Origin of the sequence: Nocardioides sp. Kera G14, from assembly GCF_020715565.1 — a bacterium.
Classification (GTDB): Bacteria; Actinomycetota; Actinomycetes; order Propionibacteriales; family Nocardioidaceae; genus Nocardioides.
Genome location: NZ_CP085839.1, coordinates 1243084 through 1256599, shown reverse-complemented (window position 1 = coordinate 1256599; position 13516 = coordinate 1243084). Strand labels below are relative to the sequence as shown.

Annotated in this window: 13 protein-coding genes; 5 read left to right on the top strand and 8 right to left on the bottom strand. The window is 70.6% G+C overall.

What is annotated here, in order from left to right; all coding sequences use genetic code 11:
* Nucleotides 1-24: 24 nt before the first annotated feature.
* On the bottom strand, nt 25-1077 hold the full coding sequence (cobT, locus tag LH076_RS06240; protein ID WP_227783125.1) for a nicotinate-nucleotide--dimethylbenzimidazole phosphoribosyltransferase: 1053 nt from the start codon (nt 1075-1077) through the stop codon (nt 25-27).
* Between the two features lie 23 nt (nt 1078-1100).
* Between cobT and LH076_RS06235 the strand changes: the two genes are divergently transcribed.
* A complete protein-coding gene (locus LH076_RS06235) occupies nt 1101-1919 on the top strand; it encodes a sulfurtransferase (RefSeq protein ID WP_227783124.1) in 819 nt (272 codons plus the stop codon).
* A gap of 5 nt (nt 1920-1924) precedes the next feature.
* Here LH076_RS06235 and LH076_RS06230 read toward each other — a convergent pair whose 3' ends face one another.
* Nucleotides 1925-4171: a copper resistance protein CopC gene (locus LH076_RS06230; RefSeq protein WP_227783123.1), complete on the bottom strand. Its 2247-nt coding sequence runs from the start codon at nt 4169-4171 to the stop codon at nt 1925-1927.
* Between the two features lie 75 nt (nt 4172-4246).
* Between LH076_RS06230 and LH076_RS06225 the strand changes: the two genes are divergently transcribed.
* Nucleotides 4247-4957, top strand: coding sequence for a YcnI family protein (locus LH076_RS06225; RefSeq protein ID WP_227783122.1), 711 nt, complete (start codon nt 4247-4249; stop codon nt 4955-4957).
* Between the two features lie 11 nt (nt 4958-4968).
* Here LH076_RS06225 and LH076_RS06220 read toward each other — a convergent pair whose 3' ends face one another.
* Nucleotides 4969-5439: a sigma-70 family RNA polymerase sigma factor gene (locus LH076_RS06220; protein WP_227783586.1), complete on the bottom strand. Its 471-nt coding sequence runs from the start codon at nt 5437-5439 to the stop codon at nt 4969-4971.
* Between LH076_RS06220 and LH076_RS06215 the strand changes: the two genes are divergently transcribed.
* Nucleotides 5326-6165, top strand: a complete 840-nt coding sequence (locus LH076_RS06215; RefSeq protein WP_227783664.1) for a hypothetical protein — start codon at nt 5326-5328, stop codon at nt 6163-6165. The two genes, LH076_RS06220 and LH076_RS06215, sit on opposite strands and share 114 nt — an antisense overlap.
* Here the strand turns inward: LH076_RS06215 and LH076_RS06210 are convergent.
* Nucleotides 6152-7606 carry an RNB domain-containing ribonuclease gene (locus tag LH076_RS06210; protein WP_227783121.1) on the bottom strand — a complete coding sequence of 485 codons (1455 nt, stop codon included), beginning with the start codon at nt 7604-7606 and terminating at the stop codon, nt 6152-6154. The two genes, LH076_RS06215 and LH076_RS06210, sit on opposite strands and share 14 nt — an antisense overlap.
* 24 nt (nt 7607-7630) lie before the next feature.
* Here LH076_RS06210 and yaaA point away from each other — a divergent pair, with 24 nt between their 5' ends.
* Nucleotides 7631-8401: a peroxide stress protein YaaA gene (yaaA, locus tag LH076_RS06205; RefSeq protein ID WP_227783585.1), complete on the top strand. Its 771-nt coding sequence runs from the start codon at nt 7631-7633 to the stop codon at nt 8399-8401.
* 3 nt (nt 8402-8404) lie between these two features.
* Here yaaA and LH076_RS06200 read toward each other — a convergent pair whose 3' ends face one another.
* Genes LH076_RS06200 through LH076_RS06190 form a run of 3 tightly spaced genes read right to left on the bottom strand, consistent with a single transcriptional unit; the run spans nt 8405 to nt 10693 of the window.
* Nucleotides 8405-9139 carry a histidine phosphatase family protein gene (locus LH076_RS06200; protein WP_227783120.1) on the bottom strand — a complete coding sequence of 245 codons (735 nt, stop codon included), beginning with the start codon at nt 9137-9139 and terminating at the stop codon, nt 8405-8407.
* On the bottom strand, nt 9136-9876 hold the full coding sequence (locus LH076_RS06195) for a zinc ribbon domain-containing protein (protein WP_227783119.1): 741 nt from the start codon (nt 9874-9876) through the stop codon (nt 9136-9138). Before LH076_RS06195 ends, LH076_RS06200 begins: the two co-directional genes overlap by 4 nt.
* Before the next feature lie 22 nt (nt 9877-9898).
* Nucleotides 9899-10693 carry a Nif3-like dinuclear metal center hexameric protein gene (locus LH076_RS06190; protein WP_227783118.1) on the bottom strand — a complete coding sequence of 265 codons (795 nt, stop codon included), beginning with the start codon at nt 10691-10693 and terminating at the stop codon, nt 9899-9901.
* Nucleotides 10694-10822: 129 nt separating this feature from the next.
* On the opposite strand from LH076_RS06190, the gene LH076_RS06185 reads away from it, so the two are divergent.
* Entirely contained in the window at nt 10823-11965 is a 1143-nt protein-coding gene (locus tag LH076_RS06185; protein ID WP_227783117.1) for an HNH endonuclease signature motif containing protein, read from the top strand.
* Here LH076_RS06185 and LH076_RS06180 read toward each other — a convergent pair.
* A complete protein-coding gene (locus LH076_RS06180; RefSeq protein WP_227783116.1) occupies nt 11958-13496 on the bottom strand; it encodes an AMP-binding protein in 1539 nt (512 codons plus the stop codon). The genes LH076_RS06185 and LH076_RS06180 overlap by 8 nt on opposite strands.
* Nucleotides 13497-13516 lie beyond the last annotated feature (20 nt).

The following is a 13516-nucleotide window of genomic DNA, read 5'->3' as shown; positions in this document are numbered from 1 at the left end:
CCGAGGTTCCGCTGGTCCCTGTGGTCACGCGTCCGGCATCAGGTCGGCGAGCAGCGCGACGTCCCGCAACAGGGCGGCGGCCGAGCGCACGACCGGCACGGCCGCGACCGCGCCGGAGCCTTCGCCGAGCCGCAGGCCGAGGTCGAGCAGCGGCTCAAGACCGAGCTTCGACAGCGCCAGCGACTGGGCGGGCTCGGTCGAACGGTGACCGGCGGCGAACCACGCGGCCGCACCCGGCGCGAAGCGGTCGGCGGTCAGCGCACACGCGACTGACATCAGGCCGTCCAGCAGCACGGGGACACCGTGGGAGGCGGCATACAGCAGGAAGCCGGTGGTGGCGGCCAGGTCCGCCGAGCCGACCGCCTGCAGGGTCTCCAGCGGGGAGTCCAGGCGATCGCCCGCGCGACGCAGCGCCGCATCGACCACGTCGATCTTGTGCAGGAGCCCGGCCTCGTCGATGCCGGTGCCGCGGCCGACGACCTCCGACGCCGGCAGGCCCAGAGCCGCAGCGACCATCGCCGCCGCGGGCGTGGTGTTGCCGATGCCCATGTCACCGCTGATCAGCAGCTGTGCGCCGGCGGCGATCTCCTCGGCGGCGACGGCAGCACCCGCGTCCAGCGCGGCCTGCGTCTGCTCGGCGGTGAGCGCGTCCTCGAGGTGGAGCGCACCCGACGAGCGCCGGACCTTGTGCGCCTGCAGGGGCTCGCGCACCTCGGCCGGCAGATCCTCGAAGTCCTCATCGACACCCAGGTCCAGCACGCGCACTGCGACGCCGTGCGCACCGGCCAGCGCCGTCACGCCGGACTTCGCGGCGAGGAAGGTCCGCACCATCGCGCCCGTGATCGCAGGCGGGAAGGCCGAGACGCCGTGCGCCGCGACACCGTGGTCGCCGGCGAAGATCACGAGGCGTACGTCGTCGACCGGCGCAGGCGGGCACACCCCCTGCGTCGCCGCGACCCACACGCCCAGCTCGCCGAGTCGGCCCAGCGCACCCGGCGGCGTGGCCAGCCCCGCGAGCCGCTCAGCGGCCGCGGCTCGGACGGTCTCGGACGGCGGTGTGATCTCTCGGGGAGTCATGCGGCGGAGTCTAGGGTGACGGGATGACCGTGCTCATCACCGCCGCCGAGCTCGCCGAGGCCCTCGCCTCCCCCACCCCGCCGGTCGTGCTCGACGTCCGCTGGAAGCTGGGCGGCCCGCCGGGACACGGCGACTACCTCACCGGCCACATCCCCGGTGCGGTGTACGTGCCGCTGGAGTGGGAGCTCGCGACACAGGGGAAGCCCGAGGATGGCCGTCACCCGCTGCCCAGCGTCGAGACCCTGCAGGAGGCAGCCCGCCGATGGGGCGTGGACGACGGCGATCTCGTGGTGGCCTACGACGCGAACGGTTGCCTGGCTGCCGCGCGCCTGTGGTGGCTGCTCCGTTGGGCCGGGGTCGCCGACGTACGACTCCTCGACGGCGGCCTCGACGCCTGGACCACCGAGGGCTACGAGCTCACGACCGACGACGTCACTCCCGCGGTCGGTGATGTCACGTTGACGCCGGGCCACCTTCCCGTGCTGCCCTTGGACGAGGTCGAGCGCTACGACGGCGTGCTGCTCGATGCCCGCGCGCCGGAGCGGTACCGCGGCGAGAGCGAGCCGATCGACCCCAAGGCCGGTCACATCCCCGGCGCGCTCAACGCCCCCACCGGTGCCAACCTCACGGCCGACGGCCACTTCCTCCCCGCCGACGTGCTCAAGGCCCACTTCGGGACACTGGGCGTCGACGGCCGGCGCCCCGTGGCTGCCTACTGCGGCTCGGGGGTCACGGCTGCCCACGAGGTCGCGGCGCTCGCGATCGCGGGGATCGAGGCGTCGCTCTACCCCGGCTCGTGGAGCCAGTGGAGCAACCTCGACCGCCCGGTCGCCACCGAGTGACGCAGTCAGTGGATCGGCAGTGTGACCGTCCTGGTCGCCTCGTCGAAGTCGTTGACCCGCACGGTCACCGCCAAGGTCCAGTCCCCCACCACCGGCACGCTGACCAGGCCGGTGCTGTGACCGACGTCAACGTGCTGCAGGGTGACCGGCAGCGGCCCGACGTCGCGGCTCGGCAGGGTGACCGTGGCGGTCAGCTCGACCGGGTCGGCCGGCTGGCCGTCCTTGTCGAAGACGTAGAGGTGCAGCTCCATCTGGCGTGAGGCCGCCGGCACGGCAGAGACCTGCACGGTGTCGCCCTCGATCGTCAGGTTCTTCGCCACGGTCGGGCGGTAGGCCGTCGCCGCCGGCTCGGTCGCGACCAGCCCCGATGTCACACCCAGCACGGCGACCAGCGCGACCACCTCGAGGAGCACCGTCCGGCCGAGTGCGGACCGGGTCGTCGACGTACGCAGGGAGCGGCGGGAGGCGTAGGCGATCGCCACGATGACGACGACGAGGCCGACCTTCACGGAGAGCAGGTGGCCGTACGTCGTGTCCGCCAGCGCTCCGAGCGAGCGGACCTGCCGCCAGGCCTGGAAGAGGCCGGTCACGACGAGCACGCCCACGGACACGAGGGCCACGAGCGAGAAGCGACGTAGGACCTCCCGGGCGTCGGGCTGGCGCCAGACGCGGTCGACCACCAGCTGGGCGAGGCCGCCGAGCCAGACCATCATCGAGAGGGCGTGCAGCGTCCAGCTCGGCACCGAGATCGGCCGCGCGTCACCTGCGGCGGCGTGGCCGGCCAGGGCGAAGGTCAGGGCCACCAGGACCGCGAAGATCCCACACACCGCGCCCCATTCGGCGATGCGAAGGCGGTCCTTCGCGAGGACCAGGACGGCCAGGATCACGGCGATGAGGACACGGGTCAGCTCCGCGCGGCCGTACGTCGTCCCGAGCACCTCCTGGAGCAGCGCCCCGTTCGAGATCGAGCTGAGACCGAGGCCTGCGTCGAGCGGTCCCTTGAGTGCGATGTCGACGATCCCGGCCACCAGCACACCGGCCGCTCCACCCAGCGCGAGTCGCCGTCCGGCCCGCGACGGGCCGCCACCGAGCAGCCAGAAGGCGATACCGCCGACGAGCAGCGCCCCGCCGGCATAGCCGACGAACCGCGAGACTCCGAGCGCCACCTTGAAGCCCCTGCTGCCGACCGCCTTCGGGGCGGTCGGGGCCGCCGAGGCGTGCCCGACGGAGTACGTGTACGCACCCGAGACCGGATGGGAGTCGGCCGACACGACCCGCCACGAGACGAGGTAGGTACCGCTCGCCGACGCGTCGAGCGAGACGCTGACGTGGGGGCCGTCGGCCTTGACGTCGCCGTTGTCGGCACGCGATCCGTCGGGCGCGAAGACCCGCAGCGCACCAGGCGGTGGCGTGACGGACTCGCTGAAGGTCAGCTCGACCGTCGTCGGCGCGGTCGTCAGCACCGCATTGGGTGCGGGAGTGCTGGAGTCGAGGATCGCATGCGCCGAGGCGGCGCTGGGGATCATCACCACGGCACCCGCGATGAGGGTCCCGAGGCCGATGCGGATCGGCCGTGCGGCGGGCCGTACAAGGGAGACACGCGCAAGGCCACCGCTGCGCGGCACGAGCCGGGGGACGCCGTACGTCGGCGGGCGCCAGCTCCGCGTCGTGCGGGCCGGGGGCTCGGGGCGCTCGCGGGCGATCAGCCAGAGCATCACCAGGCCGACGAGGAGGTCGACGTGGGGCAGCTCGTCGACCGCCGCGATCCGGCCCTTGACGACGTCGAAGGTGGCGGTCGCCATGAGCAGTGCAGCCGCGGTGCCGACGACCGGGACATAACCGCCTGCGAGGTGCGGCCGAAGCGCCGCGACCACCAGCGCGAGCGAGATGGCGATGGCGAAGGAGAGCGACTCGTGGGTCGCATGCGCCTCGGTCGTGCCGTGGAGGATCAGCTCGAGCAGCGCATTGCCGAGCTCGGCCCCACCCATGAGGCCGACGGCCCAACGGAGGATGTACAGGCGTGACTCACGGCGACGTCGAAGGCGAGTCACCACGGCCGGCGCCAGGTCCGGAACGGCCGACGGGGCGGCCGCCGGGGCGGCTGTCAGTGCCGTCAGCGCGGCCAGTCGTGCTTCGAACGCTCGGCAGTCCGCGCAGCCGCCGACATGCTCGTGGACCACCGCCGGATCGACGTCGACGGCCTCCCCATCGGCCCAGGCCGACAGGGCTTCACGCGCTACAGAACACTCCACGGTGAACAGGTCGGGCCGAGCACAATTTCAGTTCCCGCCGGGAACCAGAATCCTCGAGCGCCTGACTGTTGGGGCATGAAGCTCACCCGACCGCTGGCTGCTGCCGGCGTCCTCAGCACTGTCGGCTCGCTCCTCTTCCTGGGCGCGCCGGCCTTCGCCCACGTCACCGTCAACCCCGGCACCGCACCGCAGGGCGGCTACACCAAGCTCACCTTCCGCGCCCCCGACGAGTCCGACACCGCCTCGACCACGAAGATTGAGGTGCAGTTCCCGTCGGACCACCCGATCGCGTCGGTGCGTACAAGGCCCGTCCCCGGCTGGACCGCGAAGACGACGACGACCAAGCCCACCACTCCGCTCTCGGACGACGACGGCCCGATCACCGAGATCGTCTCCACCGTCACCTGGACGGCCGACTCCGCCAAGGACGCGATCCAGCCGGGTCAGTTCCAGGAGTTCGACGTCTCGGTCGGCCCGCTCCCCACGGACGCGGACCAGATCGAGTTCAAGGCGCTGCAGACCTACAGCGACGGCTCGATCGTCCGCTGGATCGAGGAAGCCGGCGCCGACGGCACCGAGCCGGAGCACCCCGCGCCGGTGCTGACCCTGACCCCGGCGAGCGCCGATGACGCGTCCGCTACAGCTCCTGCCACGGCGAGCGGTGCGAGCAGCGCTGATCACGCCGATGACAGTGACGACTCGAAGGCGCCCCTGATCCTCTCGATCATCGCGCTCGTCGTCGCCGCCGGAGCAGCCGGGGCGAGCGTGCTGCGACGTCGGGCATGACCCGTCGCCGCTCAGAGCGCGAGGTCGAGCCCGTCCTCCGGCGCCAGCCGGTCGATCAGGTCCTCGCGGGCGCGGGCGACGCGGGAACGGATCGTGCCGATCGGGCAGCCGACGACCGCGGCGGCGTCGACGTACGAGAAGCCGAGGACCTGCGTGAGGACGAACGCCTCGCGTCGGTCGACGTCGAGCCCCTCCAACAGCACCTGCAGGGTGACGGCGTCCTGATGGTCGGGTGCGACCTCGGCACGGGCGACGACCGGCTCACGGCGACGTCGCTGCCGGGCGGCGATGTCATCGGCCGCCACCCGTCGCACGATCGTGAACAACCAGGGGCGCACGGGAGCGTCCCCACGGAAGGACTTCAGCGAATGCAGCACCCTGAGGAAGCAGTCCTGCGCGAGATCGTCGGCGCGGTCGAGGTCACCGAGGTGGGCGCAGAGACGCCAGACGTCGGCCTGCGCGGCGCGGACGAACGCCTCCACGGCCCACGGATCACGGCCGTCGCGGGCGGCGAGCGCAAGGCGCGTCAGCTCATCCCCCGGGTCCGCCACGCCAGCGACCGTAGCAGGGTCGGCGCGCTCGTCCTCCTGGTGGCGACTGTGATGTGGGGCATCGCGCTGCCGGCGTACGGCGCCACCTTCACCGGCTATCAGACCAAGGTGACGGCCGTGACTCCCGACGTCCCGGGGGTGACGGTGAAGGCGACACTCAACGGCGAGGGCATCACCGTGACGAACACCAGCGACGAACCGGTGATCATCGAGGGCTACCAGAGCGAGCCCTACGCGAAGATCACCAAGGACGGGGTCTGGCAGAACGACCTCTCCCCCGCGGTGTACCTCAACAAGGAGCAGACCATCGGCTCGATTCCCTCGACCGCCAGTGCGACGGGAACCCCCACGTGGACCGAACTCTCGACCAACCACCGGTTCCAGTGGCATGACCACCGCATCCACTGGATGGGTTCGGTCGAGCCGCCAGTCGTGGCGAAGGACCCGAACAAGCCGCACATGATCAAGACGTGGACGATCCCGATCCAGGTCGGGACCACGAAGGGCGCGATCACGGGCACCCTCTCCTACGTGCCCGGCAGTCACTGGGGCAAGTACCTGCCCTACGCCGCGATCGGGCTGGGCGTCGTGATCGTGGTCGCCGTGCAGATCCTCGTGGTGCGGCGCCGGCGACCCGGCGCCGCTACGCCAGCGTGAAGCTGACGCGGCGCCGGAGGACGTCGGCCTCGGCCAGCCTGACGGTGACCGGGTCCCCCAACGGCAGCGCGGTCGTCCCCACGACCGCAGCCTCCACTGCGGGATCCTGGATCGACACCGTGCCGTGTGTCGGCTCCTTGTCACTGACCTCGACGACGACGCCGTCGAAACTCTCCCCCACGCGGGGCGCGAGCATGCCCGCCTCGACGAGGTCGAGGATGGCGCGCTCATAGCCGCTGCTGCGACGGGCCGCGGCCTGCATGATCGCGGGCAGCTCGTCCATCGTCGCGAGAACCCAGTCGGGAACAGGGGTTCCGGCGCAGAGCGCCACGCAGATCTCGCCCGCGTAGCGGTCGATCAACCGGCGCAGGGGCGCGGTCACGTGCGCGTAGGGCGAGGCGAGCGCCGCGTGCTCGGTGAGCTCCGGGAGCGTGCCGTTGAACGCGGCGTAGGCGCTGCCCCGCAGCAGTCGGGTGGAGGCGAGGATCATCGCCGCCTCGTGGCCGTCGCCGGGATCCAGACTGCGGATGAAGTCCGCCGGCGACTGGCTCTCGGGCCAATCCACGTTGAGCGCCTTGGCCGTTCGTCGGAGCCGGGCGACGTCGCGGGGATCGGCCGGCGGCAGGGTGCGGAGCAGCCCGACCTTGTGGTCGAGCATGATCCGTGCGGCACCGAAGCCGGTGAGGAGAGAGAGCTGGGCGTTCCAGTCCTCGACGGGCAGCAGGCTGCGGAAGCGGGTGCGCCACTGGTCGCCCTTGACCTCGATCTCCTGGTCGGGCAGCGGCAGGCTGATGCCGCCGCGCTTGACCTCGAGTGCCAGGCGGAGCTCGCCGATCTCCTTCAGCAGTCTCAGCGAGTCCCCGTATCTCTCGTCGAAGGCGGCAGGATCATCACTGTCGAACATCTGCTGCACACCGACGTAGTCGAGCTTCGCCACCGACTTCACGCGCACCCGCCGCACGCCGGTCGAGAGGATCTCACCGGTCTCGTCGAGCGTCGAGGTCCACAGCAGGGCCGGCCGGACCTGGCCGGGCAGCAGGCTCGCGGCGCCCTCCGAGAGCGCGGTCGGGTGCAGCGGGATCTTCGAGTCCGCGCCGTAGAGCGACTCACCGCGCTGGTGTGACTCGACGTCGATCGCCCCGTCCGGCGCGACGAACGCGTGCACGTCGGCGATGGCGTACTGGACGACGTACCCCGTGTCGCTCCTCTCCAGGTGGAGCGCTTGGTCGAGGTCCATCGAATCGGCGGGGTCGATCGTCACGAACGGGATCTGCGTCTGGTCCTCGTCCGGCAGCACGAGTACGTCGGCCGCCACCCGGACAGCCTCCGCCTCGACCTCGGGCGGGAAGTCAGGCGTCACGTGGAGCTCGCCCTGGATCTGCGCGATCCCCTCCCTCAGCGCCGAGGGTGGGCTGACCCGGATGACCTGTCCGCTGGGCATGCAGGCACCATATCCACCGTGTTGATGCTCCTCCCGCCCAGCGAGGGCAAGGCTGCTCCGAAGCGCGGCGCCGCCCTGGACCTGGCGACGTTGTCGCTCCCTGTGCTCACGCCGGCGCGCGAAGCGGTGATCGAGGCGCTGGTCGAGCTCTGCGCATACGACGAGCCGGCGGTGATGGAACTGCTCGCGGTGCCGAAGTCCCAACCGGAGCTGGTCTCCCTCAACGCGAAGCTCCGCACCTCGCCGGCCGCGCGAGCCTCGTCGATCTACACCGGCGTCGTCTACGACGCGCTCTCCTACGACTCCCTGTCGAGCGCGGCCAAGCGTCGTGCCACAGGCCGCGTGATGGTGACGTCGTCGGTCTTCGGCCTGGTGGGCCTGGCCGATCGGATCCCCTCCTACCGACTGTCGGGCGACGCCACGCTTCCCGGGCTCGGCGGGGTGCAGGCGCACTGGCGCAAGCACCTCGAGCCGGCCGTGCTCGAGGCACTCGGCGGCGGCCTGCTCATCGACCTCCGCTCCGGGACCTATGCCTCCTTCTGGAAGCCCACCGCCGTCGCCGCGAAGACCGCGACTGTCCGGGTGCTCCACGAGATCAACGGCCAGCGCAAGGTCGTGAGCCACTTCAACAAGGCCACCAAGGGCCGCCTCGTCCGCACCCTGCTCGAGGAGAACGCCACACCGCGCACGCCTGCAGCCCTGACCGAGGCGTTGCAGGACCTCGGCTGGACCGTTGAGCGGGGTGAGCCGGGCAAAGCCGGCACCCAGCTCGACGTGATCGTCAGCGAGCTCTGACCGTCACCAGAGTCCGGCTTCGCTCCCGAAGCGCTCGGGAGGCAACGCGTTGTAGAGCCGCAGCGACGCACGGTCATCAGCGTAGAAACTGACCACCGAGACGGCAGCCGGGGCGAGCTCCATCCGGAACACGGCCTCCAACGGCGCACCCAGAGCATGGGCGACGATCGTCTTGATCGGGGTGACATGGCTCGCGACGACCACCGTCCGCCCGGCGTACGCCGACCGCAACCGTTCCAGCGCAGCCAGGACCCGTGATTCGACGTCCCGGAAGGATTCGCCACCACGCGGCGCCCGCTCGAGCGCGCCGAGCCAGGCCTTCATCTCGTCGCCGTGCTGCGCCGAGACCTCGGCGAAGGTGAGACCGTCCCAGTGGCCGAACTCCATCTCCGCCAAGCCCGGCTCGAGCTCCAGCGGCAGGCCGAGGGTCGAGGCGAGGATCTCGCCCGTCTCGTGCGTGCGCTGGACCGGTGAGGCGATGACCGCAGCGGCCTCGCGCAGCAACGGCTTGATCCAGGCCGCGGTCAACGAGACCTGCTCACGGCCCTCCTCGGCCAGGGGCGGGTTGTCTCCGCCGAGCCCGCCGGAGAAGCGCTTGGCCTGGGTGTGCGGGGTGACGCCGTGGCGCACGAGCACCAGTGTCGTCGCATCGCCGGAGGACCAGGAGCCGCGGGCGATCGGAGGAGCAGGATCCTCGATCTCCTCGATCAGCGACTCGTCGCCGACGGGCTCGCTCACAGCCCCGACTCGGCCGTCCGCACCAGGATCCGGCCGCACTCCTCACACCGGACGACCTCATCGCTCGGCAGGCCGCGGATTCGGGAGAGCTCGGCCGCGTCGAGGGTGATGCCGCAGCCGGTGCACTGACGAGCGCGCAGCTCGGCGGCGCCGCCGCCCTTGGACTCGCGGATCCGCTCGTAGAGCGCCAGCAGGTCCTCAGGCATCCCGTCTGTCGCGAACGGCCGCTCGGCGAGCACGTCGGCCAACTGCTGGTGCAGCTCGGCCTCTCGTCCGTCACGGCTCGCGGCGAGGGCCGCCAGCCTGTCGTCGTACGTCGACAGCAGCTCCTCCAGGTCGGAGAGCACAGACTGCGCCGCCTCGAGCTGCTCCATGACCTCGAGCTCCTCGTCCTCGAGGACGCTGATCCGACGGTCGAGGTTCTGCAGCTCGTGGGTCATCGCCGAGAGCGCCTTCGGGTCGCCGATGCTGCCGGCATCCATCCGCTCCTGGTCGCGGCGGCGACGGGCGCGGACGGCCTCGACGTCGGCCTCGGCCTTCGTCTGCGCGGCGCTGAGGTCGGCGACCCGGATCCGCACGTCGCGGGCCTTCGTCTCCACCTCGAGCCGCTCCGCCTGCACCTCGGCGATCTCCGCGAGCTCTGGGATCCGCGCGGCGGCGGTCCGCAGCTGCAGTGCCTTGGAGTCGAGCTCCTGGAGGTCGAGCAGCTTGAGTTGGGCGAAGGGGTCGCTCTTCACAGATGGGTCCTCAGGATCGAGCTCAGATTCGGAATGTCCACGGGTCGGTCACCAGAGTGCTGACCCGGGTCTCCACCCTAATGGCCTCGGCGAGTCTGGCTGCTGTCGCCGGCAGCCACAGCCACTCCGCCGCGGAGTGGGCGACGTCGATCAGCGCCCCCGTCCCGCGCTCGAGGAACTCCTGCGCCGGGTGGTGCCGCAGGTCGGAGGTGACGTAGACGTCGGCCGCGTCCAGCACCGGGTCGCCGAGCAGGAAGTCGCCGGCGCCACCGCAGAGCGCCACAGTCTCGATCCTCCGTGACGGATCTCCGGCGACCCGCACACCATGAGCGGTCTGCGGCAGTACGCCCGCAACGGTCTCGGCGAACTCCTGCAGAGTCGTGGGGGCGACGGTGCCGATCCGGCCGATGCCCGTGACGCCGTCCTCCTTCACTGAGGCCAGCGGTCGCTGCTCGGCCAGCCCGAGAGCCGACGCCATCGCCGCACTCACCCCGTCCACCGCACGGTCGGCGTTGGTGTGCGCGGTCAGGAGAGCGCATCCGGCACGGTTGAGGGTGGTGAGGGTGCGGCCCTTCGGCGTCGTGGCAGCAATCGTCGTCGTACCGCGGAGGTAGAGCGGATGGTGCACGACCAGCAGGTCGGCATCCCACTCCGCCGCCTCCTGCGCGACCTCCAGGGTCGGGTCGACCGCGAACATGACGCGCTCGACGCGGTCCTCCGGTGCCCCGGACACGAGCCCGACCGCATCCCACTCCTCGGCCGTCTCCGGCGGGAACCACGAGTGGATCAGGTCGACGATCTCGGCGAGGGCGGGCACACGAACAGGTTAGTGGGGATCGACTTCGGTGAATCTGTTGCGTTCGATTGCTCGAACAGATAGGATCGGCGCATATCGCAAGCTGTAGACGCCGGATCCACCGAGAACATCCTCGGCCCCTCCGTCGGCATGCCCGTCGACAGCCCCCTCGAACTCATCGCCATCAACAAGAACATGGCGAACATGGCCGAGATCTCCGCCCTCCTCCACACCATCGACTGGGCGAAACAGCACCAGACCACCGACCCGGCGCAGGCAGCCCGCGGTGACCGGATCAACGACATCCCCCTCGCCGGCGACGGCACACCCCTCCTCCACGAAGACGCCGTCATGGAGTTCGCCACCACCACCGGCATGAGCGACCACCAAGCCCGCTCCTGGATCGGCGACGCGCTCGAACTCCACCACCGCCTCCCGAAGCTCTTCTTCCGCCTCTTCGACGAACAACTCCCCGTCTGGAAAGCCCGCCTGGTCGCCCAAGCCAGCCGCGTGCTCACCTCGGAAGGCGCGGCTTGGCTCAACAAAGAACTGCACATGCGGTTCGAGAAGATCGGCCCGACCGCACTGAAGCGGTTCATCGCCCACGCCATCGACCGCTACGACCCCGACGAAGCCGCCCGCCGAGCCGACGGCAACGACCTCGAAGCAGCACTCCAGAAGGGCGCCGCGGAACTGAAAGAGCAAGGCTCCGAAGAATCACTCGACGTCCGCAGGTCCCAAGCCCTCGGCCTCATCGCCCGCCACTACCTCACCGGCGGACAGGCAGACACGGCCCCGAACGGCACAGCGACCGCGTCACGGATCGTGAACCTCTACGTCCACGCCAACAACGAAGGACAGTTCACCACCGAAGGCGCCACCGGCCTCACCACCCTGACCCAGGTCCGCGAATGGTGCCAGGCCTCCAACACCAAAGTCATCACCCGGCCCGTCCTCGACCTCAACCGCAACCTCACCCGCAACGGCTACGTCCCCTCCGCCGACATGCGAGAACAAGCCGTCCTGATCGACAAGACCTGCGTCGCACCCCATTGCGAACGAGACGCCCGCGACACCGACCTCGACCACATCGACGAGTACGACCACGACCATCCCGGCCGTGGCGGACCCACCGCCAGCGACAACCTCGGCTGCCTGTGCCGGTACCACCACCGGATGAAGACCTTCACCGACTGGACCTACACCAAGCTCGAACCCGGCTACCCCCTCTGGCGCTCCCCAGACGGCCGGTACTACCTCCGCACCCCCAACGGCACGGTCAAGCTCAGTTGACCTGCCGCTCGCGACCCTCCCAGTAGGGCTGGCGCAGCTTGAACTTCTGCAGCTTGCCGGTGGCGGTACGGGCGAGCTCGTCGCGGAACTCGATGACGGTCGGGGTCTTGTAGCCCGCGAGCCGCTCCTTGCAGAACGCCTTCAGCTCGGCCTCGGTCGCGGTCGCCTCAGGCGCCAGCACCACGAGGGCGAGGATCGTCTCGCCCCACTTCTCATCGGGGACACCGATCACGGCGACCTCCTGCACGGCAGGGTGTGAGAAGAGGGCGTCCTCCACCTCGATCGAGGAGACGTTCTCACCGCCGGTGATGATGACGTCCTTCTTGCGGTCGCTGATCGCGAGGTAGCCGTCCTCGCCGATGCTGCCGCCGTCACCGGTGTGGAACCACCCGCCCTCCAAGGCCTTCTGGGTCTCCTCCGGCTTGTTCCAGTATCCCTTCAGCACCTGGTTGCCCTGCGCGAGCACCTCGCCCTCCGGGTCGAGCGAGAGCCGAACACCCAGTGCCGGCACGCCCTGGCGGGCCAGCCTGGAGGCGCGCTCCAGCACCGGAAGGTCGTCCCACTCCTCGCGGGTGCGGTTGACCGTGAGGACGGGTGAGGTCTCGGTGAGGCCGTAGATCTGGATGAACTCCCAGCCCAGTTCCTCCTCCAGCCGGGCGACGGTGCGCGTCGGCGGCGGAGCACCCGCGACCACCATCCGCACGCGATCACGCCCCGGGATCGGGCCGTCCCACTCCTTGGCAGCGTCGAGCACCGCCGCAACGACGGCGGGAGCGCCGCACAGATAGGTGACGCCGTACTCGTCGATGCGCCGGAGGATCTCGGCACCGTCGACCTTGCGCAGCACGATCTGCTTGACGCCCAGGCCGGCACCGATGAACGGCATGCCCCACCCGTTCGCGTGGAAGGTCGGAAGGGTGTGGAGGTAGACGTCGCGGTCAGTGACCCCGACGTGGAGGCCGAAGATGGTCGCGTTGATCCACAGGTTGCGATGGGTGAGCTCGACGCCCTTGGGGCGCGCGGTCGTGCCCGAGGTGTAGTTGATCGTCGCGGTGGCGTTCTCGTCCTCGTCCCACTCTCTCGGCACAGCGCCCGGTGCGGCGAAGATCGCGTCGTCGTCGCCGAGGACGTAGCGGTGCTCGGCGGTGATGTCGGCCAGGGAGACGTCCAGCTCGGGGTCGATGAGGAGCAGGCGCGCGCCCGAGTCCTCGACGATGTAGCGGACCTCGTCGGGTCGGAGCCGGAAGTTGATCGGCACCAGCACCCGGCCGGTCGCCGCCACGCCGAAGAAGGCGACGAGGAGTCGCGCGGAGTTGTGGCTGACGATCGCCACCCGCTCGCCTACGCCGATGCCGAGCTCGTCGAGCCGGGCCGCCATCCGTCGGGCGAGGTCGCCCACCTCGCGCCAGGTCAGGCCGTTGCCGCCGAGCGGCGCCGCCGGTTGGCTGGGCTCGTCCACGATGCCGACGCGGTCGCCGTACGCCGTCACGGCACGGTCCAGGAACGTCGAGAGTGTGAGCGGGACCTGCATGGACGACCTCCGTCGGCTGG

Coding starts and splice junctions, on each gene's coding strand:
- cobT (WP_227783125.1), bottom strand. CDS start 1,077: ATGACTCCCCGAGAGATCACACCGCCGTCCGAGACCGTCCGAGCCGCG.
- LH076_RS06235 (WP_227783124.1), top strand. CDS start 1,101: ATGACCGTGCTCATCACCGCCGCCGAGCTCGCCGAGGCCCTCGCCTCC.
- LH076_RS06225 (WP_227783122.1), top strand. CDS start 4,247: ATGAAGCTCACCCGACCGCTGGCTGCTGCCGGCGTCCTCAGCACTGTC.
- LH076_RS06215 (WP_227783664.1), top strand. CDS start 5,326: ATGCAGCACCCTGAGGAAGCAGTCCTGCGCGAGATCGTCGGCGCGGTC.
- LH076_RS06210 (WP_227783121.1), bottom strand. CDS start 7,606: ATGCCCAGCGGACAGGTCATCCGGGTCAGCCCACCCTCGGCGCTGAGG.
- yaaA (WP_227783585.1), top strand. CDS start 7,631: ATGCTCCTCCCGCCCAGCGAGGGCAAGGCTGCTCCGAAGCGCGGCGCC.
- LH076_RS06185 (WP_227783117.1), top strand. CDS start 10,823: ATGCCCGTCGACAGCCCCCTCGAACTCATCGCCATCAACAAGAACATG.
- LH076_RS06180 (WP_227783116.1), bottom strand. CDS start 13,496: ATGCAGGTCCCGCTCACACTCTCGACGTTCCTGGACCGTGCCGTGACG.